This is a genomic window from Ruminococcus callidus ATCC 27760 (assembly GCF_000468015.1).
Classification (GTDB): domain Bacteria; phylum Bacillota; class Clostridia; order Oscillospirales; family Ruminococcaceae; genus Ruminococcus_C; species Ruminococcus_C callidus.
The window spans coordinates 3,275-25,560 of record NZ_KI260297.1; the positions used below are offsets into that span (position 1 = coordinate 3,275).

22 protein-coding genes, 1 tRNA gene and 1 pseudogene are annotated in these 22,286 nt (G+C 42.8%); 18 read left to right on the forward strand and 6 right to left on the reverse strand.

The annotated features are described in order from the left end of the window. Positions 1 to 370: 370 nt before the first annotated feature. On the forward strand, positions 371 to 3,226 hold the full coding sequence (locus RUMCAL_RS01595) for an RICIN domain-containing protein (protein ID WP_021680676.1): 2,856 nt from the start codon (positions 371 to 373) through the stop codon (positions 3,224 to 3,226). Positions 3,227 to 3,468: 242 nt separating this feature from the next. Here RUMCAL_RS01595 and RUMCAL_RS01600 read toward each other — a convergent pair whose 3' ends face one another. The 3 genes from RUMCAL_RS01600 to RUMCAL_RS01610 all read right to left on the reverse strand — a co-directional run bounded on the left by RUMCAL_RS01600 (position 3,469) and on the right by RUMCAL_RS01610 (position 6,526). Continuing rightward, complete coding sequence (locus RUMCAL_RS01600) at positions 3,469 to 4,494, reverse strand: Mbeg1-like protein (RefSeq protein WP_169725976.1); 1,026 nt, start codon at positions 4,492 to 4,494, stop codon at positions 3,469 to 3,471. A gap of 10 nt (positions 4,495 to 4,504) precedes the next feature. Beyond that, positions 4,505 to 5,848 (reverse strand): esterase/lipase family protein, encoded by a 1,344-nt coding sequence (locus RUMCAL_RS01605; RefSeq protein ID WP_051343595.1) that lies wholly within the window; start codon positions 5,846 to 5,848, stop codon positions 4,505 to 4,507. Between the two features lie 114 nt (positions 5,849 to 5,962). After that, the gene (locus tag RUMCAL_RS01610; protein ID WP_021680679.1) at positions 5,963 to 6,526 is read right to left on the reverse strand and encodes a hypothetical protein; all 564 of its coding nucleotides are present in this window, start codon (positions 6,524 to 6,526) and stop codon (positions 5,963 to 5,965) included. A 264-nt stretch (positions 6,527 to 6,790) separates the two neighbouring features. Here RUMCAL_RS01610 and RUMCAL_RS01615 point away from each other — a divergent pair. From RUMCAL_RS01615 to RUMCAL_RS01635, 5 genes are all read left to right on the forward strand, one after another. After that, positions 6,791 to 6,879 (forward strand) — tRNA-Ser (locus tag RUMCAL_RS01615). Positions 6,880 to 7,181: 302 nt separating this feature from the next. Continuing rightward, positions 7,182 to 9,725 carry a glycoside hydrolase family 9 protein gene (locus tag RUMCAL_RS01620; protein ID WP_021680680.1) on the forward strand — a complete coding sequence of 848 codons (2,544 nt, stop codon included), beginning with the start codon at positions 7,182 to 7,184 and terminating at the stop codon, positions 9,723 to 9,725. 39 nt (positions 9,726 to 9,764) lie between these two features. After that, on the forward strand, positions 9,765 to 10,271 hold the full coding sequence (locus tag RUMCAL_RS01625) for a GtrA family protein (RefSeq protein WP_021680681.1): 507 nt from the start codon (positions 9,765 to 9,767) through the stop codon (positions 10,269 to 10,271). Positions 10,272 to 10,373: 102 nt separating this feature from the next. Continuing rightward, on the forward strand, positions 10,374 to 11,966 hold the full coding sequence (locus tag RUMCAL_RS01630; protein WP_021680682.1) for an MBL fold metallo-hydrolase RNA specificity domain-containing protein: 1,593 nt from the start codon (positions 10,374 to 10,376) through the stop codon (positions 11,964 to 11,966). 6 nt (positions 11,967 to 11,972) lie between these two features. After that, entirely contained in the window at positions 11,973 to 12,509 is a 537-nt protein-coding gene (locus RUMCAL_RS01635) for a nitroreductase family protein (protein WP_021680683.1), read from the forward strand. A 79-nt stretch (positions 12,510 to 12,588) separates the two neighbouring features. On the opposite strand, the gene RUMCAL_RS01640 is transcribed toward RUMCAL_RS01635, so the two are convergent. From RUMCAL_RS01640 to RUMCAL_RS16375, 3 genes are all read right to left on the reverse strand, one after another. After that, complete coding sequence (locus tag RUMCAL_RS01640; RefSeq protein ID WP_021680684.1) at positions 12,589 to 14,280, reverse strand: recombinase family protein; 1,692 nt, start codon at positions 14,278 to 14,280, stop codon at positions 12,589 to 12,591. A gap of 172 nt (positions 14,281 to 14,452) precedes the next feature. Further along, positions 14,453 to 14,599 carry a hypothetical protein gene (locus RUMCAL_RS15275; RefSeq protein WP_156902373.1) on the reverse strand — a complete coding sequence of 49 codons (147 nt, stop codon included), beginning with the start codon at positions 14,597 to 14,599 and terminating at the stop codon, positions 14,453 to 14,455. Positions 14,600 to 14,685: 86 nt separating this feature from the next. Then, positions 14,686 to 17,358 (reverse strand): DNA cytosine methyltransferase, encoded by a 2,673-nt coding sequence (locus RUMCAL_RS16375; protein ID WP_040646505.1) that lies wholly within the window; start codon positions 17,356 to 17,358, stop codon positions 14,686 to 14,688. 172 nt (positions 17,359 to 17,530) lie between these two features. Here RUMCAL_RS16375 and RUMCAL_RS16610 point away from each other — a divergent pair, with 172 nt between their 5' ends. The 12 genes and pseudogenes from RUMCAL_RS16610 to RUMCAL_RS16380 all read left to right on the forward strand — a co-directional run. Beyond that, complete coding sequence (locus RUMCAL_RS16610) at positions 17,531 to 17,731, forward strand: DNA cytosine methyltransferase (RefSeq protein WP_278245021.1); 201 nt, start codon at positions 17,531 to 17,533, stop codon at positions 17,729 to 17,731. After that, positions 17,679 to 18,530 carry a DNA cytosine methyltransferase gene (locus RUMCAL_RS01650; protein WP_278245022.1) on the forward strand — a complete coding sequence of 284 codons (852 nt, stop codon included), beginning with the start codon at positions 17,679 to 17,681 and terminating at the stop codon, positions 18,528 to 18,530. Before RUMCAL_RS16610 ends, RUMCAL_RS01650 begins: the two co-directional genes overlap by 53 nt. 57 nt (positions 18,531 to 18,587) lie before the next feature. Continuing rightward, complete coding sequence (locus RUMCAL_RS01655; protein WP_021680688.1) at positions 18,588 to 18,884, forward strand: hypothetical protein; 297 nt, start codon at positions 18,588 to 18,590, stop codon at positions 18,882 to 18,884. 31 nt (positions 18,885 to 18,915) lie between these two features. Further along, on the forward strand, positions 18,916 to 19,599 hold the full coding sequence (locus RUMCAL_RS01660; RefSeq protein WP_021680689.1) for a hypothetical protein: 684 nt from the start codon (positions 18,916 to 18,918) through the stop codon (positions 19,597 to 19,599). Continuing rightward, positions 19,596 to 19,871, forward strand: a complete 276-nt coding sequence (locus RUMCAL_RS01665; RefSeq protein WP_021680690.1) for a hypothetical protein — start codon at positions 19,596 to 19,598, stop codon at positions 19,869 to 19,871. Before RUMCAL_RS01660 ends, RUMCAL_RS01665 begins: the two co-directional genes overlap by 4 nt. Beyond that, positions 19,864 to 20,190, forward strand: a complete 327-nt coding sequence (locus RUMCAL_RS01670; protein ID WP_021680691.1) for a hypothetical protein — start codon at positions 19,864 to 19,866, stop codon at positions 20,188 to 20,190. Before RUMCAL_RS01665 ends, RUMCAL_RS01670 begins: the two co-directional genes overlap by 8 nt. A 15-nt stretch (positions 20,191 to 20,205) precedes the next feature. Beyond that, the gene (locus RUMCAL_RS01675) at positions 20,206 to 20,457 is read left to right on the forward strand and encodes a hypothetical protein (protein WP_021680692.1); all 252 of its coding nucleotides are present in this window, start codon (positions 20,206 to 20,208) and stop codon (positions 20,455 to 20,457) included. Beyond that, the gene (locus RUMCAL_RS15300; protein ID WP_156902375.1) at positions 20,441 to 20,956 is read left to right on the forward strand and encodes a hypothetical protein; all 516 of its coding nucleotides are present in this window, start codon (positions 20,441 to 20,443) and stop codon (positions 20,954 to 20,956) included. Before RUMCAL_RS01675 ends, RUMCAL_RS15300 begins: the two co-directional genes overlap by 17 nt. A gap of 189 nt (positions 20,957 to 21,145) precedes the next feature. Continuing rightward, positions 21,146 to 21,304 carry a hypothetical protein gene (locus RUMCAL_RS15305; protein ID WP_021680694.1) on the forward strand — a complete coding sequence of 53 codons (159 nt, stop codon included), beginning with the start codon at positions 21,146 to 21,148 and terminating at the stop codon, positions 21,302 to 21,304. Positions 21,305 to 21,659: 355 nt separating this feature from the next. Further along, a complete protein-coding gene (locus tag RUMCAL_RS16115; RefSeq protein WP_021680695.1) occupies positions 21,660 to 21,860 on the forward strand; it encodes a hypothetical protein in 201 nt (66 codons plus the stop codon). Positions 21,861 to 21,879: 19 nt separating this feature from the next. Further along, positions 21,880 to 22,176, forward strand: a complete 297-nt coding sequence (locus tag RUMCAL_RS01680) for a hypothetical protein (protein ID WP_040646506.1) — start codon at positions 21,880 to 21,882, stop codon at positions 22,174 to 22,176. Positions 22,177 to 22,192: 16 nt separating this feature from the next. Further along, positions 22,193 to 22,286: pseudogene (locus RUMCAL_RS16380) on the forward strand (FAD-dependent thymidylate synthase); the annotation flags it as partial.

Sequence of the window (22,286 nt, forward strand, 5' to 3'; positions counted from 1 at the left end):
CCGACGAAAGGGCAGCCAGCCGTTTCCATTGTTTCTTCATAATATGCCTCCTTTGTTTTCGGATATATTACATATCCTTGATATTCCTATTATAACACAATCGAGTATTCTTTGTCAAGAAAAAAGGAGGATTTTTTGATATTTCGTTCAATTTTTGGAAGTTGGAGAGGGGAGGGTGTTGTTTCGTTCTTGTAGTAGTCAAGGTCAAACTTCTCGTGTTTTGTGAGAAAAACTGCTTTGCACGCAATCTGCTTACAGATTTTTGTGTTGACATGTTTCACAAAATATAGTATAATATTGTTGACAGAATCATCCGCATTGACGATGTACTCTTTTGAGATGTGCATCGATTTCAAGGAGGTATAAATGTATGAAACAATGGATTCGCGTAAAAAAGGCATTGCTCCTGTCGTTAATTTTGCTGATGGCTTGGCTGTTGCCGCTGTTTCAATGGAATGGAACAGTTTTGTCGGCAGCGGCAATCTCTACAGATTATCCGGCACAGCTAATGCATCTTGCCAGCAAGGGCAGCACCAAAGTTCTGACAGCAAATGGAACTTCTGACGGAGCGGCACTTTCTCTGCAAACGCTGGGCAGTGATTTATCTGCATCATGGCGGTTCGATCGTGTCGGTTCGGATGGGAACGGTACTTTTTTCAAACTAGTCAACGCACAGTCCGGAAGGCTTTTGACGCCGCGAAATTATAACGTATCTGACAAAACAGATGTGATTTTGTACGGCAGTGAATCAGCACAATCTCAACATTGGTATGTTGTTCCCGTAAAACAAGATCATCTGGGCAATGATCTATACTATAAAATTGTGAATTATTCTGATACTTCTCTTGCCTTGACGCAGGGAACTTCCGGCATGACATTAGCCAAATACAGCGGAACAGACAATCAGCTCTGGATGCTTAGTGCTGACGGATTACAGGGTTTTGCAGGATATTGCTTTGATGACAACACCGGCAACATCAAGGCAGGGGACATTGGTGGTCTGTTCGGCGAAATCGTAGAGGTTTCCACTTTTGCCGATCTTAAGAAATATGCTACCGCTGATATACCCTATACCATTGTTGTCACGGCAAATATTCGTGTTACCGCACTGCAAAAGGATTCCTCCGGACACAACTATTGTCCGGACGGCCGAATTTATGTTCACAGCAACAAAACGATCATCGGCAGTTACGCGGCACATACTATGTATAATGTACAGTTCTGTACATCTTCCAATAACGGAACCGGAAACAATCTGATCCTGAAAAACTTTGAGCTACAGCACGATGCAGAGTCCAACGGCAATGATTCCATTGTTGTCTATCTCGGCTCTGGACAGAACATCTGGGTAGATCACTGCACCTTTGTAGGCCATAGCGATTATAATACAGCATCTACCGGACTACCAGACTGGGATAAGTTTCTGGCATGCTGCTATGATGCTGACTACACAACAGTTTCAGACTGCTCTTTCGGACTTCACGAATACGGTGTGATATTGGGGTATCCGGCAGATGATGAAAACTCTTATAAAACCTATAATAATTATCCCCGCATGTCCATTATCAGCAATCGCTTTGAAAAAACTCTGACCCGTGGCCCTGGGCTGATGCGTTACGGTTATTTTCATTCGCTGAATAACTATGTGAAAACATTCAGCATGGCATATACTGTGCACACAGCATCTAAGATTTTTGCAGAAAACTGTTATTATGAAGACGGCGGAAACGTTATCTGTGACTGGAACACAGCAACCTATCCCGGCTCTTATGCAGAAACAGGTTCAAAATCGGTGAACTGCAAGCGAACAACGATCGAGGGGTATGCACAGGACTGTACATGGCGACCAACTTCCAATTACAAAACCATTTCTCGCACTGCAGATGAGGCAAAGTTTTATTGTGAGAACTACAGCGGCTGTCAAAATGACAGAAATCATATGATGTATCTGCGATATGCAGTTGCTGGTGTGCCAAGTGCAAGCTATACAGAATCACCCAGTGCACCATTGGCAGAACTTTTTGCCGAGGGTTCTGCTTACCGTATTCGCAATGTCAACTCCGGCTTGTATTTGCAGGTAGCAGGTGCTGCCGCAAAAAATGGCACCAATGTGCAGCAGTGGGGATCAGATGGAATCGCAGTTCACGACATCTGGAAATTGTGCAGTGCCGGTGAAGGGTACTACTATCTGGTTTCTGCAGTAGGGGACGGCGGAACATATGTGCTGGACGTTGCTGGAAAAAAGGCCGCAAATGGAACCAATATAGATATTTACACCTATAACGGCGGTGACAATCAGAAGTTTATGCTGACAAAAAACGGGGACGGCAGCTATCAGATTCGAACCCATATTTCAAATGGAAATTCTGTGGTAGAAGTAGAAAATGCCTCCCAAACCTCCGGTGCCAATGTGCAGCAGTGGGAAGTCAACGGTGCGAACTGTCAGAATTGGATTTTAGAGCCGACAACTGACCCCGGCTGCTCCATGAACACCGATGTGATCTATACCTTTGAAAATGCTGGTTCTGGTCTGGTAATGGATATTACCGATGGAAAAATGACAGACAATACAAATGTACAGCAGTGGTCGTCCAACGGATTGAATTGCCAGAAGTGGACACTTCGTGCCTTTGGCTCTGGCAATTACTATTGGATTCGCTCACAGCAGGATAGTCATTATGCATTGAAGGCAGAGGGCAGCAAAAACGGCGGAAATCTGGCAATTGCAGCATGGTCCAATAAAGATAGCACTCAGCTGTTCCGGTTTACTAAGAATCTGGACGGATCCTACAGCATTTTGACACACGCTTCTGGTGATTCCTGTTATGTAGAAGTCGCCGATGCATCCACTGCAAACGGTGCCAATGTGCAGCAATGGGAACCGACCGGCAGCAGTTGTCAGAAATGGCAGACAAAGACAGAAACCACTACTGTAACAACTAAGGTAACTACAACTGTAACAACAACGACAACGACCAAAGCAACCACAAATACGACAACAGCCGCAGCAACTAGCACCACTACTGCAACTGCTACAGAACCGCCTGTGATTTCTGGTGACATCAATGCAGACGGCAAAACGAATCTGGCAGATGTGGTGCTGCTGCAAAAATGGCTGTTGGGATTTCCTGAAACAAAACTTGCCAACTGGCAGGCAGGGGATCTGAATGCAGATAGAATTCTGAACGGATTCGATCTTTGCCTGCTGCGAAATAATATGATATAGCTACCTGTACACTTTTGTGCAGTATTTCCTTTGCACAGAGTGATTCCTGTTCGTACCTGCCGAACAGGCGTACAGCAGAATATCAATTTTCCGGCGATGACAAAAGATTCGCTTACTCATGTTCCCTCATGCTTTCCATGAAAATCGTCACGCATTTCCAGCCGTCGCTGAGATGCTGCCGTCTGTCCTACGGAGTGCAGCAGTTCTGTCAGCATTTTTTGCATAAATCGGCGGGTTTCCGGCTACATGTCTGTCCATGCACGGAGCACACCAGAGAGCGTTCCTGCACCGCCGCCGATCAGATCTTGTATGGTATGGGCATTGGTTTCACTTTGCAGAATGTGGAAAATGGCATCGGTCAGCTTTTCTCGCTCCTCCGGTTTCATGCCCAGGATCCACTGCCGCAGCGAGGAATCCAGCAGCTTACTGGTGTTGGTGGTATCCTCGGAATAGTACCAGTCATTCCGGATCACACACCACGAGTATGGATCGTGCTGCAAAAAACCTTTTTGTGTGCTGTAAACTACCTGATATTTCTCGTCATGCTCCAGCAGCATGCCTACTACAGAAGCTTGTGGAACAAAGGTATACACTCGTTCCTGCAATTGCTGAAACTGCGGCTCAGCAAACAGGTCTGTCACAAAGCCTGGTCCGTCATTGTTATAGACTGCACGAATCCGCGGAAAGTCTTTCGGCTGCATTTGGACGGCTGCATAAACTGCCAGATTGCCGCCTTTGGAGTGTCCGCCCACATAGACGTTGGAAAATCCCAGTGACAAAATCCCCCGCAGATACGCCGCCGCTGCTGCCTGTGACGGCACATAGGGCAGAAAAGACAAGTTGAAATCTTCCCGCCAGCCAGTCAGTGTGTTGTCTGTGCCACGGAATGCCACATAAACAGTATCACTGTCCAGCAGAAATGCAGTGGCGGAAAATTGCTGCTGCTGGGTTTCGCTGAATTGTTCTGCATAACGGAATAAACGCACTTCTCCGAAACGCCGGCTGGCTGCGGTCTGCCGAAGTAGGTCGCGGTCAGTTTCTACCCGCACTTTCTGTTCTGCAGTGGGACGGTGTTCCCAGAGCCTTGCTGCATCCCGCAGAGAAATCGATTCCGCTGCGGTAAAACCTTCTGCGATGCCGTCCCAGTTCAGATAAGACAGGCAGCAGAAAATCAGATTGTCCACGTGACAGAAAGGCGATTGTTGCATGGTCAGATCATCCCGCCACTGGCAATAGGTCAAGATATTTGCATCATACGTGGTTTTCATTGCAGTCACCTCAAAATCCATTTTGTTTTAGCTTTTGTACCAGCTGGCTGTACCATTCCCGCACGTCAAAGTCCGGAATATTTTCCCGATTCAGGTCGATCATATCCCCGTGGGAAACTCCCCGCCGCTTAGTTTCAGGCACCATGAGAAAAGGTGCCCACTCCAGTTTTGCCGATACAACCGGTACCAGGCCGTCGTTCTCTCCAGCTTTTCGCCGGTTCAGGAAATATCCCAGCCACAGCGGGAACGGGGCGGAAAATGCACTGTGCATCCTGGACATCACCGCCTGATAATAGACACCGGAAATAGGGGGATGTTCCGTATGAAATTTTTGACAGTTTTCGGCAGTCAATTCCCGCACACCAGCCAGAAAATCCGGATTCTGATCTCCCAGTTTTGTAAACAGCCGGTTATACTTTGCTGCGATCCATCGTGCCACACCTGCCGGCACCTTTTGCAATAGATCGTCCACAAAGGCACAGCCATGATGCGGCGTATTGATCGTTGTCAGAGAAGCCACATACTTTGCCGCACCATATTCCTGCATGGCACAGCGGCAGTCCAGACCGCCCTTGGAATGGGCAATGACGTTGACCTTTTCCGCACCAGTTTCAGCAATAACAGACTGAATTTGTGCTGCCAGTTCCTTGGCACTGACGGAAATCGATTGTGCCGACTGCTGTTTTCCGTAAAAAATAGTTGCTCCGTTTCGAATCAGTTCTGCCGGAATCCGTCCCCAGTAATTGAAAAATTGCCAGTCCCGAAAAAAGATGCCGTGCACCAGCAAAATCGGATACCTGGTCTTGCAGATCTCTGATTCTTTTCGCATAACGTTACATTCGGCTTTGGCACACTCCAGCTGCAATTCCCGTTTGGCAGTATGATAGACATGCCCCACCAGAAACAAATTCAGCGGCGGCACCCACCAGAGAAAAAAGAGGGCAACATGCCACGGCAGTTTCACCTGTGTGGAGTGCAGAGCGATATGCAGCAGCCCCTGAAACACTGTGAACCAGCAGAGCAGAGAGAACACACCCAGATCGATCAGCAGAATTACCCAGAACAATTTCACGCCCCGAAAAAGTGCACCGGCAGTGAGAAGTTCCAGACAAAACCAGACAGTGCTGGTGCGGAGCAGATCACAGCCGTGTGCCAATGAAGCCAGCTTCTTTTCTCCTGCTATGGTATGCACATGGGCAAACTGGAAGAACAGGAACAAGATACCGCACAAGATGCCGACAAGAATTTTCCAACCGACAGCGGCGTGCCATATGGCAAAAATGGCTGTCAGATTTCCTGTGACCCAAAATGTCACCAGCCGAAGCAGGCGAAAGCCTAACGAATTCTTTTTCATCTGTATTCCTCTCTGTTCAGACATTTTTCATGTCCTATTGCAAAAAACCGGACCGGCAGTGCTGCCTAGTCCGGTTTTTTCTTTATTCATCAATATGGTTTTGTTCCTAGAAAATCAATCATAGAAACCATCATCTGGAGCCGGAATCGTTTCTTCCGGAACAGAAGGTGCCGCAGTAACTACTGGTGCCTGTGTAACAACAGGAGCATTTGGAGCCGGCGGCTGTGTCGCTGCCGGAGTGGTGTATCGGGGTTTTGTTGCGTTACTGGTATTATTGTTGTAGTATGCCCGTGTGGTCACTGCCGGCTGATAGCTGTTGTCTGTATCGTCATCATATGAACCGTAGTTGTTATACGTATCATCATCTTCATAGACTGCCTGTGTGCCATAGGTTTTCGCGGTAGTAATAGTTTCTGTAATGACACGATTGGCATCGGTGGTCTTTCGCTCAAATTTAGTAGAAACTGCTGACGCTGTGGTTTCGCTGGTGATCTGGGTTTCTTCTGTGGAAGCCACAGTTACCACCAGAGAATCATTGACGTTGTTGGCGGAACTGCTTTCCTGAATCGGACAGAGCATCAAAAAAATCAAGATCAGCATTGTCAATATCACAAAGCTGGAGCAGGTGATCAGCGTGATTTTGGTGGGGTGTGACAAATTTGCAAAGAAGTTTTTCATATTCCAAAACCTTTCTGAAAAAGAAAATTTTACTGTTTTTACGCAAAGACATTTCACTTTATTATAATGGATTTTTCCGGAAAAGTCAAGCCTTTCTGCAATACTAGTGAAAATACAACAAATGAGATAATTTTCACCAAAACATTGAGATAAAATTTGTGCACAAGTACAATTTTAAAAAAAAGCTTGCTTTTCTTTGTAAAATGTGATATAATACAAAGTGTTGTATCGTCGTTGGATTTGACGATTCTTATGCACTGATTTGGAGAGTTATCGAAGTGGTCATAACGAGCTGCACTCGAAATGCAGTTGTCCGAAAGGGCACGTGGGTTCGAATCCCACACTCTCCGCCATGTTTTTCAAAAAGCCACGCAGTTTCGACTTTGTTTGAAATTGTGTGGCTTTTTTAGTCTTGTTTGCAATATTGTGCACGCATTTTCGTATTTTACGGCCGAGTGCTGATATTTTGCATAAAACATCTATTTATAAAGCTTATAAAGCGGGAAAATCATTAAGGCAGCTTACATTTTTCACAAATTGTGCAATGAAACAAGAAAAAAACTGTTGACTTTTTCTTGAAAATCGCGTATAATGAAGATAATCGAATAAAGGCATTCCGATCAAATCATTTCGGAAAGGAAAGGGATTAAATTAAATGAAACGATTTTCCAAAGGAAGCAAACGACTGCTTTCCGTCTTGCTCAGCGGTGCTATGCTGGCAGGGACATGCAGTTCTGTAGCCGTGGGAGCTGCAGACGAAAAAGAAGCGAATTTTGCACGGGCACTGCAATATTCCATCTATTTTTACGACGGCAATATGTGCGGCACAGAAGTACAGGACAACAACCGCTACACTTGGCGTGGCAACTGCCATACCTATGATGCTCAGGTTGCCATGAACTCCACCGCCACCAATTTAAGTGCCGATTTCCTCACCAAGTATAAAGATATACTGGATCCGGACGGGGACGGCTACATCGATGTTGCCGGCGGTTTCCATGATGCCGGCGACCATGTAAAATTCGGTATGCCGGAGAACTACTCTGCAGCAACACTGGGCTGGGGCTATTACGAATTCCGTGATGCTTACCAGAAAACTGGTCAGGACGACCATATCGAAACTATTCTGCGGTACTTTAACGACTATTTGATGAAGTGTACCTTCTTGGATTCCAACGGTGACGTGATTGCACATTGCTATCAGGTAGGCGACGGTGACATTGACCACGCTTACTGGAACGCACCGGAATTGGATGAAATGGATCGTCCGGCATTTTTCCTCACCGGCGATAAGCCACAGACAGACTATGTTGCTTCTGCCGCTGCTTCGCTGGCGATCAACTACCTGAACTTCAAGGACACCGATCCGGAATATGCACAGAAGTCGCTGGACTATGCAACAGCACTGTATAAATTCGCAGAAACTCACGAAAAGCAGCTGAGCGACAACGGCGATGGTCCGAAGGCTTATTACAATTCGTCCAAGTGGGAAGACGATTACTGCTGGGCTTCTGCATGGATGTACAAGATCACCGGCGATCACCACTATCTGGAACAGATCTTCCCGTACTACGACTACTATGCAGCACCCTGCTATGTCTACTGCTGGAACGATGTCTGGGGCGGCGTGCAGTGTATTCTGGGCGAGATCACCAGCGAGCAGTACCCGAACTTCATTGACGAATACAAGAAAGCTGCCGGAAAGAGTCCCTACGAGGAAATGAACTGCTGGAGTTCCGTAGCAGAAGCCCTGAACAAATACATGACTGGCGGCGTGGGAACCATTACACCGGCTGGTTATTTCTGGCTGAACACATGGGGCTCTGCACGATACAATGCGGCGGCTCAGATGATGGCGTTGGTATACGATAAATATAACAACAACGGAAAGCCCGGCGAATACAGCGAATGGGCAAAGGGACAGATGGAATATCTGCTGGGGGATAACCCCATGAACCGTGCCTATGAAGTTGGCTACGATGAAACCGCAGCGAAATTCCCGCACCACCGTGCAGCTTCTGGTCTGACAAAGTGTGAGGACACCGACGAGCAGAAGCATGTGCTCTATGGTGCACTGGTCGGCGGCCCGGATGCACAAGATAAGCATAACGACATTACCGCAGACTGGATCTATAACGAAGTTACCATTGACTATAACGCTGCTTTTGTAGGAGCGTGTGCTGGTCTGTATGATTACTACGGCACAGATGCAATGGAGATCACACCGGATTTCCCGCCGGAAGATAAGAACAGCGGCAGTGATAACGGCGGCAACGATTTCTGGGTAGATGCTTATGCGGTAGACGACATACAGACTTCCGGTGCCGGCGTGACAAAGCTTGCCATTCAGATGCGTACCAATTCTATCACACCCAAGACCGACCTGTCCATGCGGTATTATTTCAGTATCGCAGAAATGGAAAACAAATCCAATATCAGCAAAGTTACCGGCAATGAGTTATACGATCAGGCAAGCGTAGAAGCTGCTCCGGCAGACGGTGTGATCTCTGGTCCGTACCAGTACGATGCTTCTTACGATCCGGATATTTACTATGTAGAAGTAAAGTGGGACGGCTATAAAATTGCCAACTCCAACAAGAAATATCAGTTCACCGTGGGCTTGTACTACGGCGATAAGTGGGATCCCACCAACGACTGGAGTTATCAGGGCATTACCAAGTGCAAGGATACCTATCAGGACGGCTCCGAAACCAGAACCGATTACATTTGTGTATACTCCAATGGAGAACTGGTAGGTGGCATTGAACCGAATGGCAACAAGCCGGCAGTTACCACCACCACAACACCTGCGGAAACCACGATCACTACCACTAAAACTACTACTGTAACAACCAAAGCTACCAGTACCTCTGCGGAAACTACCACAACGGAGCAGACATCATCCGCTGCACCTTCCACAGATACAACCGAAACCACTGCAAACACTACAAAAACCTCGGAAAGCGGTTCTGATGTCACACCATCTGTCATGTACGGTGATGTCAATCTGGACGGTCGAATCGATGTGACTGATGCCGTGTTGCTGAATAAGATGGCTGCCGGTGCAGTGACAGGGAACGACCAGCAGCGGCGTGCCGGCGACTGCAACGTTGACGGAGAAGTGGACACCGCAGACAGCGTTATGCTTCTGCAATTTTTGGTACACATCATTCAATACCTCGGACCGCAGGCAAAGTAAAGGCATTGCTGAAACCGAAAGAAAGGAATATCATTTTTCATGGAGCAAGAACATACAAAACCAACTTCCAACTGGCAGGAATTCTGGCAGATTCTCAGGCACGGACAATTCGGGAAATTATTTGCCGGTGCCACTGAAAATACGCTGATTCAATTCTTCCGCTACTGTTTTGTAGGCGGAGCTGCAACTGTGGTAGACTGGGGAATTTCCGCACTGCTGTTTTTTGCCGTATTTGACCAGCATTACGCCATTCTTGCAAACGGCTGTTCCTTTGTTGCCGGACTGCTTGCCAACTACTTCCTGAGTACATTCTGGGTCTTTCGTTCGTCGAAAGTGCAGTCCCGTCTGGTGGAATTTCTCGCATTCGCCGCAATCGGCGTGGTGGGACTTCTGCTGACGATCGGCATTACAAAGGTCAGCGAGATAACACTTGGAAATATCACCAGTGCCTATCAGATGATCGGAAAAGTAGTTTCCACTATGGTGGCATTCCTGTGGAATTTCTTCGCACGGAAGTATCTCTTGTTTTCGAAAAAAGAAGCTTAACCGGCTGAAAAAGCCGCTTTTATCCAAAAAAAGCACTGTCAGCCGTGGGCGGTTTTGCCCTGCTGTACAGTGCTTTTTATATTTGAAAGGAGTGAATCGTTTATGAAAATGACATTTATCGGGGCTACTCATGAAGTCACTGGCAGCTGTACCTATCTGGAAGTCTGCGGAAAGCGGCTTCTGGTGGATTTCGGTATGGAGCAGGGGAGAGATACCTATGAAAATGTAAAAATCCCTTGTGCTCCGTCACAAATCGACTATGTGCTGCTGACGCATGCTCACATTGACCACTCCGGCTTGCTGCCGCTGTTGTACGCCGGCGGCTTCTCCGGTGAGATCCACGCTACCTCAGCCACGTGTTCTCTCTGTGAGATCATGCTGCGGGACAGTGCACACATTCAGGAATTCGAAGCAGAATGGCGAAACCGCAAGGCAATGCGAAAAGGCGGCGAACCCTATGTGCCGCTGTACACCATGAAAGAGGCATTGGGAGCACTGGAACTGTTTGTGCCACACCCATATGGCGAACGATTCACGCTGACATCCGGCATTGATGTGCGGTTTCTCGATGCGGGACATTTGCTGGGTTCGTCCAGCATTGAGATCTGGCTGACCGAGAACGGTATTTCCAAAAAACTGGTATTTTCCGGTGACATCGGTAACCTGAACCAGCCGCTAATTCGTGATCCGCAGCCGCCGGAAGATGCAGACTATGTGGTCATGGAATCCACCTACGGGAACCGGCTGCACGAAAAACCAAAGGGATATATTCCAGGCTTGGTACAGGTGTTAAAAGATACATTCAGCCGTGGCGGTAGCGTCATCATTCCGTCTTTTGCTGTAGGACGCACACAGGAACTACTGTACTATTTCAAGCAGATCAAAGATGAAAACATACTGCCGGAATTCAGCGATTTCCCGATTTACATGGACAGCCCGCTTGCCATTGAAGCAACTGAAATTTTCATGCGAAATAAGGAAAGCTGTTTCGATGAGGAAGCACTGACATATGTTCGCCGCGGCATTAACCCCATTGGCGTTTCCGGACTGATTCCGGCAGTGACAAGCGATGCTTCCAAAGCAATCAACGCGGACAAACGCCCGAAAGTCATTCTGTCCGCCAGTGGTATGTGCGAAGCCGGACGAATTAAACACCACTTGAAACACAACTTGTGGAAGCCGGAAAACACCATTTTGTTCGTTGGCTATCAGGCAGAGGGCTCTTTGGGTAGACGCATTATTGAGGGAGCCAAAACGGTAACACTGTTTGGCGAAACCGTGCAGGTCAGTGCTCAGATCGTCCAGCTGCAGGGTATGAGTGGACATGCAGACCAAAAAGGGCTGCTGTCGTGGATCTCACAAGTACAGGGCGTACAGAAAGTGTTCGTCAACCACGGTTCGGCAGAATCTGCTGAGGCATTTCGGGAAAAATTGTGGCTGTCTTTGGGCATTGATGCTTATGCACCGTACAGCGGTGCGGAATTTGACATTGCCACCGGAAAAATCACTTACGATGCACTTGCGGTGCCGATTCAGCAGAAGCCGCGTCGGAGTGCAATGACATACGACCGGCTGTCGCAGACGTTGAGCCGTCTGACAGCATTGGTACAAAACAGCAGGGGATTGTCCAACAAGGAACTGGCAAAAATGGCAGACCAGCTGGGCGAACTCTGCTCCAAATGGGAACGGAGGTAATCGAACATGTATGAAGAAAATGCAGTACTGCATGCACTTTGCACCAGAAGAAGCGTGCGGAGTTATAACAGTACCAAGCCGGTGGAACAGGAAAAAATTCAGGCGGTTCTAACTGCCGGACAGTATGCTCCCACAGGCATGAACCGTATGCCTACCAAATTTGTGGTGATACGAAATCCGGAAATGCTGCACCAGCTGTCCAATCAAAACGCAGAGATCATGGGTGCAGCAGATCGGGATCCGTTTTATGGAGCACCGGTGGCAATTCTGGTACTGGTAGATTCCACAGTACACACATGGGTAGAAGACGGCAGCCTTGCCATGGGTGCCATGCTGAATGCAGCATACGCTGTCGGTCTGGGCAGCTGCTGGATTCACCGTGCAAGAGAAACATTTGACAGCGAAGCCGGAAAAGCACTGCTGAAACAGTGGGGGATTCCGGAAACTTATCGCGGCGTGGGATTCTGTATTCTGGGCTACGCTGCCGGAGAACTGCCGCAGCCAAAGCCGCGGAAAGATGACCAGATCCTCTGGATAGACTAAGGCAATACCGCATGATGTATAGAAAAAGGTCTGATACCCATATTGGGCACCAGACCTTTTTGGATAAAAAATGAGAATTTTACTGCATCTTATAGGCGTCGATCATCTTTTTAGTGATGTGTCCAGAACAACAATTGCATCTGCCACTTCTGTGTGAACTAACATCGACAGATTTTAGCTCTGAAGACTTTAATTTGATTTCAAGTTTCATGGTTTGACGATCCACTGGAATGACATTAATGAAATCTAGCACAACTCGTGATATATCATTGAGCTCATCAATTGTCATATCGCGGGACTCCGGACCACATATTTCTTGAATATAGGTTTTTATGCGTTTAGCAGGATCTATAATGCTCTCCCCGTTATCAGGATTTTTAAGTGATTCTAATTCTGACTTTGCGTCATCAAGCTTTGCATTTAACTCTGATGCTTTGTCCGAATACTCAGACTTTGTAATAGCCTCGTCCATATACAAATCTAGAAGTCTGTCCTGCTTTACTTTTAGTTTTTGAATGTTAGATTCCAATACGGCTATTTTTGATTTTCCAGATTCTGTAGTAGTCACAGATTCATAAATTTTCAAGAACTCAGATACCCATTCATCAATATCAGAAATGATGCTCTTATACACGTCATTTAAAATCTTGTAGATTTCTGATTCCATAAGTGCAAAAGACTTACAGCACGAAGCTGTTTGTCTTTTCTTTTCTCTACAAATCCATTGATATATAGGCTTACCTTGACTAACACTATTAGAGTAGCTTGTTCTCCAGTATGTTCCATGCTCACTGCATTTAATTTTACCAGAAAGCGGACTCTGACTTTTTATGGATCTGGTTCTAGCTTTAATTGCGGAACTTCGCTCTTTAAATATTACATTACATGCATTCCACTGATCTTCTGACACAATAGCCGGTACGGTTTCACCAGTTTCATCCTTATACATGATCCACTCTTCTTCAGGATTAAACCGCTGTGCTTTAGTTCTATAGTCCGTAATAGTCACTTTATTTGCACAATAATAACCTTTATACTTAGGATTTTGTATAATCCCAGATACTGTATTGTGATGGATCGGGGTTCCATTTCTTCCTAAGTAACCGCGTTTTTCAAGCTCAGTAGCAATGGATCTTGTACTCCAAGATCCAGTTTCATATAAATTAAAAATCAAGCGAACCATTTCAGCTTCTTTTTCATCAATAATAAGCTTGCAGTTTACTTTTGTATATCCAAAGATGCGACTGTTGCCTAACAATCTTCCAGATTCTGTGGCACGCTTATGACCAAATTTGATTCGTTCAGATAGTTTTCGCACCTCATCAGCAGCAATGCTACTCATAATTGTAAGTCGCAGTTCACTATCTGGATCAATTGTACAGATGTTATCATTTTGAAAAAACACCCCTACACCACATTGGAGCAAATCTCGTGTATATGTAAGACTATCTATTGTATTTCTTGCAAATCTACTAACCTCTTTAGTAAGTACTAAATCAAACGCTCCGGCTTTTGCGTCATCAACCATCTTTTGAAATTCTACTCTATTTGCAGCAGATTCACCGCGGATTCTATCTGCATATCCAGAAACATATGTCCAATTTTTATTTTCTTTAATCATATTTTCGAAATGTATAATCTGATTTTCAATAGAATTTTCTTGTTCATCACGCGTTGTCGAAACTCTAGCATAAAATGTTACTCGCAAATTTAAATCAAATATATTTTTCCTTTGTGTTTGCATTGTGCGTCTAGCTTCATAAATATCCATTATTTAAACCTCCAGATTTACTTGCAAGGCATCATTACCTATTGATTATACCATGACAATAGTCCTAAGTCAATAGCAAAATCAGCAAACTTTTGACGCTCAAAAATAAAATTGTGTATCCAAATGCTGAAAACAAAGCACCTACAACCAAATATGGCTGTAGGTGCTTTAATTATGATGTTCTACACTCTAATTTTCGAACAAGTGCATTGTATTGATCTTGCGAAATAGTATTTTTACCAAGAAGAAGCTTCGCCCACGCTAAGAACATTAACTTTTTTGCAGCAGACTTTGTATCATGTTCCAGTTGCTTACTCATAAGTTATTAAACCTCCTGCTGATATTCAAAATGTAATTTTAGTATTGACTAGATACAAGGTAATATTCGGTAAATATCATGCATACTTACATTGATTGCTTCAATAGAACATCAGCAATACCGCTCATGATATAGTTTACACAAGGTAGTGCAACACTATTTCCCAAAGCCTTATATCTTGCACAGTCAGATTCTTCAGCAGTCCAGTTATCTGGGAATCCTTGTAGGCGTTCACACTCTAATGGTGTCAATCTACGAACAATTGATATACAATCTGTGACTAATGTCTCACCACCTGGTCTGACAGATGCTCCAGAAGCTGTAAGCGGTGCACATATACATCCTGCGTCATTATAATCCGCAAATCCAGACTGTGAATACACTTTCTTAGATTCCATTACATAAGGTGTGTTTCCACCACCTGTACCCATTTTAGCATTCAACGTTTGACATACATTATCTTTAGATATAGTCAATCTAGAATCCTGTGGGTGATTGTCAATTAGAACTGCGATATTCTGATATGCTGTAAGTGTAGATGACATATCTTCATCATATGGAAGAGTAGCCATTTTTGCACCCTGTTGGAACTTAAATGCTGCTACATACGGGTGTTTACTGTACTGTAAAACAGCTTGGTACCCTTGTCCAGGCTTTCCTCCGCTACACTGTAAAGCACCAGTATGATCTCCAAGCCATACAGCACCATCTTGATTTTCTTTTATGCTATATGCAACAGCAGGTCTGTCTATAGTATTTAATGTGTAGCAATAATCTTCTTTCCAACCTTTTCCGTTACATCCAGCGGTATCCCCACGATCTATACCATTTCCCTGCAAACAATAGACAGTATCAACTACAACATTTCCACCTTGATTACATGTTGGGTTTGTACCAGATGTATCAATCGTTTTTGCAATATCTGTTTTATATATTCCGCTATCAGGATTATCTGATTTCATTGCATTTGATGTAAAACTACAAATTCCGTAGACAGATTTATCTGAATTTAACTCTTGTCCTGCTGGTTCAAACTGGTTTGAATCTGATACTCTAGTGCTATTTTCAATTTCTCTGGAAGAATTTTCCCACGGCGTTTGGCTCTGCGGATGATTCCCTCGCAAGCTTTCTGACTTAAATAATATTTCGCTTGCACATTGTCCTCTAAGATCAACGACAAGGAAGATTCTACGTCTGCGTTGGGGGACTCCCCAATATTGAGCGTCGAGAGTTCTCCAGGCGATGGAACCGGATTTACCCAGAATTTCTCCTGACTTTGTCCATTTCTCAGGTCTAGCCGCAGGAAGTTTTTCCGAAATGAGTCCACAGAATTCTTCAAGGACACATTTGAAATCGTCCCCATTATTGCTGCTGATTGCTGCTGAAACGTTTTCCCAAACAATGATTTTTGGATACTCATGATTAGTTACCTCCGACATTTCTTTAATAACTCGAATCTGTTCCATAAATAATCCGCTTCGAGTAAGTTCAAGATCTATACTGCATTTAGGGCATACCTTTACATCACCATTTGCACTAAATGATTCTCCACATTCTGGACAGTATAGCTTGATGCCACCCTGATTTCCAGCCACAGATAAATCCTGACAGTTATGAACGACAATACTGTCTGCTACATAGCTTTCATCATCTTTTACAGATATATTATATACAGTTTTGACTTCGCCAGTTTTATTGACCGATGTGCATTCATACCATTTATGATTACCACATCTAATACCGTTAAAAGTACCTCTAATGTCAAGAAAATATGTATCGAACTCACACATTAATCTTGTATCTTCTCTCCATGACTCAAATAGATGTCTTAAAATAAGAGCATCTGATTTCTGTTTAATCGCGAGTAAGCAACTATTATCTACAGGATTCCAATCACATAAACTATGATTTAGCATCAAGCCTGTTGCAAACGCATATTTACATGATTTTCTAGCTGTAAGAATATTCAGGGAAAGCTGTTTAAATGCTGTGTTAGTACATAAATTCTGCATAAATTTAATAAAATCATGGGATACAATTGATAGCATTCCTATATCTACCTTAAACTCTACAGAATTATCTGTGCATCCAAATTTTGTAAGCATTTTTGATATGATACTTTGGTCTGACCTATTGTAATACATAACAGCACAATCATCATAGACAAAACCATTCATGTACCACATTCCGAGAAGAAAATAAAAGTATTCTGGCTTTGTCAAATCTTGGGAATTTGCTGAGCCGTTGAAGTACATTGGGGTGGCCCAATGTTTTGATTTCATATCTATGGCTTTAGTCCATTCTCCAACATCAGTAAGTGCTTCACCATCTCGAACACTACTATAAATAGGATGATTTTCTGTAGTTTCCAAATCCACATTACCTTTAAGTAAGTATGTTTCAGCTTGTCTACTACCAGTGGCTGTAACTGGTTTCCATCTCCCTTTATGTGTCAGCACAAGATCTCCAACTTTAATATCTGCGATTGGAATATACCCAGCTGCTGTTAAAACCATTGTACTAGCAGGAAAACAGGGACTACCACCAGTGATGATATCAACTGGCTCTAATGCATGACCATCAAGCTTTGTAATATCTCCAACATGTTTCATTTTCGGGAAATGACGTTTTGTAATTCGTATTGGAGCAGGTTCAATCTCTGATGCCCATACAGGATCAAAATTATACCAACTGCCAACTAGCTCGAATCCACCTATTCCACTGAATAGCGATCCGAGTTTTATTTTTTGATCTGACAAATAAATCACCTCAATTATGATAAGTCTACATTTACATATAACGATGGAGATTTAGTAACTTACAACAGGCTGCAAAATAGTGAGAATTTACAAGATTTATTTTATATAAGAAAAATTTTAGATTCATCTTTTCGCTCGTTAGTATTCATATAGACTAGCAGAGTAGGTGATTATGATGATCGCAATCAAACAGCAATCTTTAACAGGTATGACATTCATAGATCTGTTTGCCGGACTAGGTGGTTTCAGACTGGCATTGGAATCACTGGGGGCAAAGTGTGTTTATTCCAATGAATGGAACAAGGTTGTTCAAAAGGTATATGCCGAAAATTTTGGAGATACTCCAGAGGGGGGACATTACAAAGGTAGATGAAAAAACGATTCCGGAACATGATATTCTATGTGCCGGATTTCCATGTCAGGCTTTTTCTATCAGCGGCAAACAACGAGGATTCGAAGACAGCCGTGGGACTTTATTTTTCGATGTTGCAAGAATCGTAAAAGAAAAGAAGCCAAAAATCGTTTTTATGGAAAATGTGAAAAATTTTGCTACCCATGACAAAGGACATACATTAGAAGTAGTAAAAAGGACTATGGAAGAACTGGGGTACACTTTCTATCAAAAAGTCCTCAATGCGGTAGACTATGGCATTCCGCAAAGACGGGAGAGAATCTATATGGTTTGCTTTCGAAATGATTTGTCTATTAAAAACTTCACATATCCCAAGCCAATTCCCTTGTCACATCATGTAGAGGATTTTTTATTAAACGATGAGAAACTCGTAGAATCGCTCTATATCAATCGTCCGGATACATATTTTCAAAGTATAAGCGATGACAAATATAGTAATCAGTCCATTCGACTGGGGATTGTCAACAAAGGTGGTCAAGGTGAACGCATTTACAGCACAAAAGGAATTGCAATTACATTATCCGCATACGGCGGCGGCGTTTTTTCTAAAACCGGAGGATATCTGGTTCATGGAAAAACCAGAAAGCTGCACCCTCGTGAATGTGCAAGAATCATGGGTTATCCTGACACTTACAAAATTTGCAAAAGTGCGAATCAGGCATATCAACAGTTCGGAAATTCCGTGGTTATTGATGTTTTGCAATTTGTAGCAATTGAGATCGGAAAAGTATTAAAATTAACCGCACAACAAGATCAATAATCTTCATCGTTATATACAGTGTAGGTAAGTCACACCTATAACTTGGAGGTAAATACTATGAACGAAATCGAAAAAGTAAAAGTACTGCACATCTGGGAGTCAACTTTCGACATCTACCCATGGTCTGAAGTACTTCCGGAAGTCACAGGCAATCCAATTGACGTAGTGGTTAGTGGACTACAAAAGTATCAAACAGAGCAAATCCCAAAGCCTAAGTGCAGAACTGTTGGTTACACTGCGTGGGAATGGCTCATGCACTGGAGAAAAACTTTGAAACATACTGTCATCAAATCCACACCGGATGAATCAATGACAGAGTACAAAAGAATGCTGGATTTTCGAACTCTAAAATAATGGATAAAGCGAAAGCAAAGGAGGTACATATATGACGACTTTAGAATGGGCTGAAAACGAAATTAGACTTGCAAAAGATGCATCTGACGATGATAAATACTTTTCATTATGTTGTGACAGTGCTATTAAAGCATTTCAATCACTGATGGATGACAATCACAGTGGATACTCTATATCTATAACAATGGATATATTGAATCGTTTAGCATCAAATAAACCTCTAACACCAATTACAGAAAATGATACATTTAGCAAAGCATGCGGATGTCCATATGAGGGTGCAGTAGATTATCAATGCGACAGAATGAGCAGTTTGTTTAAAACAGTTCAGTCAGATGGAATTATAAAATATACTGATATCGATAGAATTACCGTATATGATGTTAGTAGTGTAAATCCGAACATTGGATTTCATAATGGATTTGTTTCTGGCATTGTGCATGACATGTTTCCGATCACATTGCCATACAAATCAGATAAAATAAAAGTATATGTTGCTGAGTGTCTTACAGATCAGAAAAATGGTGATTTTGATACCATTGCTATACTCAAAGTTGTGAAGTCAGATGGTGCAGAGATTCAAATCAATCGATATTTCAAAGAAGCTAAGGAAGCTGGATTTACTGAAATCAGTAAAGAAGAGTACAATATACGACGTGATATGGATTTAAGACGTAGATCTGAGTATGCTTATAGGATGGGTGATGGTAGATGACAAAATATGTTTTAGAATCTGATGGTACTCATGTATTGCATGAATATTGTGATATATGCGGAGCGGATGTTCAGAATCATTTTCGTGAATTACGCATGTGGAGATCTGGTTACGTAGGATGCAATACAGAAACAATCATGGTATGCAAGAAATGTTGTTCTGACGTAATCAAAGCACTTCAAAGAAATACTAAAAGAAGTGATGATCTATTCGACACGGATAAACTAAACGAAATCATGGGTGTTGAAGCTGGAGATGATAACTATGAGTGAAATTTTTAATGAATCCATTGAGTATAGTCATAAGGTTGATGAAATGCGAATCAATCGAGTTAAGACATCATTTTATAAGTATGGTTCAGCCAAAGTAAATTTTGGGGACAAGCTAGTTAATGCTATTGAATCGCATGATTTGTGTATTGAAAAATATCAGAAAACTGGTAACACGGAGTATCTGTTGGATGCTATGAACTATCTGATGTTTGAGTTCATGTATCCTCAGAAGAAAGACGCATATTTCAGAGCAACGTCTTCAAGCGAATCTGCTGGGATTTCTGGCATCAGTCATAATGAGCTAAAAGAAAAGTATTGATTGGAGTGATGACACATGAGTATTCAAAAACAAGAAGTTAAAACATATATTTGTGATTTCTGTAATAAACAAATTGACGCACCTATCATGTCAAGAGTCACATTTGATGTATTCGATGGAACAGCAGGTATTACAATTGGTGGTGAACCGCCTATGCACATGTGTAAGCACTGTGCTACATTAGTACATAGATTGATTGATTCATTCTCTAGAGCATACAAAGCAGATGACACAGAAACAAGGTGTGACAATGGGCATTTGGACTAACATACGAGGTACGATATACTGTAGTCCAGCAGGTGCTACTCCAGAGGAACAAGAGTACATACTAAAAACTGTATTGCGACATCTTCCAAAAGTGAATCCTTATAAAACTCGAAGAGATAATATGTTTGAAACCTATATGAATCGAATTGATCAACCACAGGGATTTAGATCTTGGGATGAATTTGGAAATGATTCAAACCTAACAGATTATGACGATTACTGCTATAAGGCATTCGGATGTGACTACTCATTTGTTATTACGTTATATGGTATGTATCGATCAGATAATCAATCTGATGTTCTAAAGCGTTTTGAAAAATGGCTTTGCAGATTTTCAAAACGAGTATTAGTTGACTACCTAAGTATTGATATATGGGAATCTTGTGGAGAATCCAATAACAAAATTAGTATATCAAAATGGGAAGCATATCATGATATGTATGATTTTGAAACCAATTGGATAGATAAAATCCGTCCAGCTTACAGCTTTAACAGATAGGATGTGATGATCGGATGCTTGGTTTTTCAATAGGATTTTTAATAACTGGTATACTATTTAATGCACAATCACTTGATGAAAGAAGCTCAACAAAATGTATAGTATATACTGTGGCTGGCATACTCTACATGTTACTGAGTGTAGCAATGTTTATTATACGAAATTATATTTAATAGAGGGTGATTTTCGATGATTTCAATCGTACAAGCACTTGCAATTTTAGGCGTTATGATTTTCTATGGTGGAATGCTTGCAAAATCAGAAAAGAAATCTATGATAGGATTCTTTTTCGGAGCATTACTGCTAGTTATTTCTGTGATTGTATTTTCAATGCACAAGTTCTGGTGAGTCTTAGGTATGTCTACAATGAGTTTACATAATAGTATACTATACTTACAAGCTGAATCGGCAAGCATTTACAACAGTGGTCATTGCATCATGTGTAATGAAGAGTTAAAGTGTCAAGTGGCTCAGACTATATATGCTGTTTTAGAACCATATACATATGAGATAGGATCTGTTTGCTGTAAATGTCTAGTAGATATACATTCAACCGCTGACACAGCCAATAAGTTTTATAAGTGTATAATGACAAAACTGGTCCAGTTTTCGCAATCAAGTCCAGAACTCAAATCATATCTAGCTGGATATGAGAGCAGTACTAAAAGCGCATTAACTATTAAAGGAAAATGAGGTGTAATAGATGACTAATACAAAAGTATGTTCATTTTGTGGAAGTCGAGTCTTTCCGGTTTTTACATATACGGATTTGTGTACAAAGCCAATTGAAATTGGAGAAACTTGTGAAAAATATGATTATTATCTTTGTGCAGAGAAACCATTTGAACTGTACGAACTTGCGATGAAACAGTATCCAGATGTTACAATTCGTAAACCGCTATAATGAAAAAGGAGATAAAACTATGAGAAAAATCAAATCCACATATGTAAAACTTGCTGCTACATTGTTAGCAATCCCTATGTTATTTACAGGCTGTACAGCATCATGTAGTCGAGAATTGACAGATATGAAATCTGATTTTTGTGGTGGTCTTAATCGTACTATCATAGTATACACTGCTGATGGGAAAGTGATTGCTTCATACAGCGGTAAAATCGATATTGATATAAATAGTGGTGGTTATGTAAAATTTGATTTAGACGGAAAGCGATACATCTACTACAACTGTTTTGTAGAATCTATCGCAGACATTGACTAACAAGAGGAGAACCTAAATGAAAGTAGTGTTAATAGCACATACACCTACACCGGAGCAGACTGTCGCAGCGGCTGCCCGGCTATGTTATTCTGACACCGATGTAGAGGCTC

Excerpts from the sequence above, each read along its gene's own strand:
- RUMCAL_RS01595 (WP_021680676.1), top strand. The coding sequence starts at position 371 with ATGAAACAATGGATTCGCGTAAAAAAGGCATTGCTCCTGTCGTTAATT.
- RUMCAL_RS01600 (WP_169725976.1), bottom strand. The coding sequence starts at position 4,494 with ATGAAAACCACGTATGATGCAAATATCTTGACCTATTGCCAGTGGCGG.
- RUMCAL_RS01605 (WP_051343595.1), bottom strand. The coding sequence starts at position 5,848 with ATGAAAAAGAATTCGTTAGGCTTTCGCCTGCTTCGGCTGGTGACATTT.
- RUMCAL_RS01610 (WP_021680679.1), bottom strand. The coding sequence starts at position 6,526 with ATGAAAAACTTCTTTGCAAATTTGTCACACCCCACCAAAATCACGCTG.
- RUMCAL_RS01620 (WP_021680680.1), top strand. The coding sequence starts at position 7,182 with ATGAAACGATTTTCCAAAGGAAGCAAACGACTGCTTTCCGTCTTGCTC.
- RUMCAL_RS01625 (WP_021680681.1), top strand. The coding sequence starts at position 9,765 with ATGGAGCAAGAACATACAAAACCAACTTCCAACTGGCAGGAATTCTGG.
- RUMCAL_RS01630 (WP_021680682.1), top strand. The coding sequence starts at position 10,374 with ATGAAAATGACATTTATCGGGGCTACTCATGAAGTCACTGGCAGCTGT.
- RUMCAL_RS01635 (WP_021680683.1), top strand. The coding sequence starts at position 11,973 with ATGTATGAAGAAAATGCAGTACTGCATGCACTTTGCACCAGAAGAAGC.
- RUMCAL_RS01640 (WP_021680684.1), bottom strand. The coding sequence starts at position 14,280 with ATGGATATTTATGAAGCTAGACGCACAATGCAAACACAAAGGAAAAAT.
- RUMCAL_RS15275 (WP_156902373.1), bottom strand. The coding sequence starts at position 14,599 with ATGAGTAAGCAACTGGAACATGATACAAAGTCTGCTGCAAAAAAGTTA.
- RUMCAL_RS16610 (WP_278245021.1), top strand. The coding sequence starts at position 17,531 with ATGATGATCGCAATCAAACAGCAATCTTTAACAGGTATGACATTCATA.
- RUMCAL_RS01650 (WP_278245022.1), top strand. The coding sequence starts at position 17,679 with ATGCCGAAAATTTTGGAGATACTCCAGAGGGGGGACATTACAAAGGTA.
- RUMCAL_RS01655 (WP_021680688.1), top strand. The coding sequence starts at position 18,588 with ATGAACGAAATCGAAAAAGTAAAAGTACTGCACATCTGGGAGTCAACT.
- RUMCAL_RS01660 (WP_021680689.1), top strand. The coding sequence starts at position 18,916 with ATGACGACTTTAGAATGGGCTGAAAACGAAATTAGACTTGCAAAAGAT.
- RUMCAL_RS01665 (WP_021680690.1), top strand. The coding sequence starts at position 19,596 with ATGACAAAATATGTTTTAGAATCTGATGGTACTCATGTATTGCATGAA.
- RUMCAL_RS01670 (WP_021680691.1), top strand. The coding sequence starts at position 19,864 with ATGAGTGAAATTTTTAATGAATCCATTGAGTATAGTCATAAGGTTGAT.
- RUMCAL_RS01675 (WP_021680692.1), top strand. The coding sequence starts at position 20,206 with ATGAGTATTCAAAAACAAGAAGTTAAAACATATATTTGTGATTTCTGT.
- RUMCAL_RS15300 (WP_156902375.1), top strand. The coding sequence starts at position 20,441 with ATGGGCATTTGGACTAACATACGAGGTACGATATACTGTAGTCCAGCA.
- RUMCAL_RS15305 (WP_021680694.1), top strand. The coding sequence starts at position 21,146 with ATGATTTCAATCGTACAAGCACTTGCAATTTTAGGCGTTATGATTTTC.
- RUMCAL_RS16115 (WP_021680695.1), top strand. The coding sequence starts at position 21,660 with ATGACTAATACAAAAGTATGTTCATTTTGTGGAAGTCGAGTCTTTCCG.
- RUMCAL_RS01680 (WP_040646506.1), top strand. The coding sequence starts at position 21,880 with ATGAGAAAAATCAAATCCACATATGTAAAACTTGCTGCTACATTGTTA.